The sequence below is a fragment of the Mesorhizobium sp. M1006 genome, from assembly GCF_040318825.1.
Taxonomy (GTDB): domain Bacteria; phylum Pseudomonadota; class Alphaproteobacteria; order Rhizobiales; family Rhizobiaceae; genus Mesorhizobium.
In genome coordinates, this window is sequence record NZ_JAMYMZ010000129.1 from 1 (window position 1) to 1,482 (window position 1,482).

Genomic DNA, 1,482 nt, shown 5'->3' on the forward strand with positions numbered 1-1,482 from the left:
TCGATCCGGTGATTACCCGTTCCGTTGTGCTTGCCGTCAACCCGAAGGATGAGCGCTCTCCAGCCGTATCGGCGGTCCGCAAGCTGATCCCCAAGGTCGTCAGGGCCTTGATCGAGAGCAGGCACTGGTCGGCCACGGCTCCGGACCGGGCTTAGGTACTCCTTCAACAGGTTCAAAGTGCGTCGCTCCTCCGCGACTGCCTGAGCCGCATCATCTGTATTCGAGATCGTTTTGGTCGATATTCCATATTTGACGGGCGTGACCATCCAGAGAAGCGAGCCTAGGCTGGATATCGGCTGGTCTCGCAATGGCAGGAATTCAATCAGGCGGAGCATGCGATGTCGAACGCCATGAACTATCAGCTTTTCATCAATGGCAGATGGCGAGCCGGTGGTAGCGGAGCCACTCTGCCGGTAATCAATCCGGCGACGGAGATGGTATTTGCCTCGGTGGCCTCGGCGACGATACCGGATCTGGATGAGGCCCTCGCTTCGGCAGAGCGCAGCCGCAAGGCTTGGTCCTCACGGCCTGCAAAAGATCGTGGCGAGATTCTCGTAGCAGCCGCCAGGATCATGGCAGCCAAGGTTGCAGCGGCAGCCAGGGACCTGTCGGCCGAACAGGGAAAGACGATTGCCGAAGCGACAGGTGAGTACGCGCGCGCTGTCGAAACGCTGGAGTGGAACGGAACGCGCGCCGAAGAGTTGTCGGCCCCTATTCCGATGGGCCCGAACCGGATGATCGTCCCGGAAGCCCTTGGCGTCGTTGCTGCCTTCACGCCTTGGAACTATCCCGCCGTGCTTATCGGCCGCAAGCTGGCGCCGGCATTGGCGGCAGGCTGCCCGGTGATCCTCAAAGGGGCTGAAGAGACACCAAGCGCGGCTGTCCATATCGTTGAAGCCTTGCAACAAGCGGGTATTCCGGACGGCGTGGTCAATCTCGTCTTTGGCGTTCCTGTGCAAATATCCCGGCATCTCCTCAGCTCGCCAATCGTCAAGGTCCTAACGTTCACGGGGTCTACAGAGGTTGGAAAACAGCTCGCCAAGCTCGCCGCGAATAACTTGCAGCGGTGCATTCTTGAACTCGGTGGGCATTCCCCGGTCGTTGTATGCGACGATGCCGACCTGGCAACGGCCATACCGGCAATTGCGGAATACAAGTTCGAGTGCGCGGGCCAGAGCTGCAATGCGCCTAGCAGGATCCTCGTCGCGCGGCCTCTCTACGAGGAATGCCTGTCTCGGATGACCGAAGTCGCCCGCAAGATCAAGATCGGTCCACCGGACGACCCGGCGACGGAGATGGGTCCAATGGCAAATGCCCGGCGAATCGAGGCCATGCAGCGTCTAGTCAAGGATGCGGTCGATCGCGGCGCCACCGTTGAAACCGGTGGCACCCGCCTCGACCAACCGGGATTTTACTGGCCGCCAACGATCCTGACAGCCGTGCCAAATGATGCCAGAGTGCTTCATGATGAGCCGTTCGGAC

1 protein-coding gene and 1 pseudogene are annotated in these 1,482 nt (G+C 60.4%); both read left to right on the plus strand.

The genetic code is table 11. The features are described 5' to 3' along the window. A pseudogene (locus NKH60_RS34855) lies at positions 1-155 on the plus strand (LysR family transcriptional regulator); the annotation flags it as partial. 183 nt (positions 156-338) lie between these two features. Further along, the coding region (locus NKH60_RS34860; RefSeq protein ID WP_352875114.1) for an aldehyde dehydrogenase family protein at positions 339-1,482 on the plus strand (1,144 nt) is incomplete at its 3' end.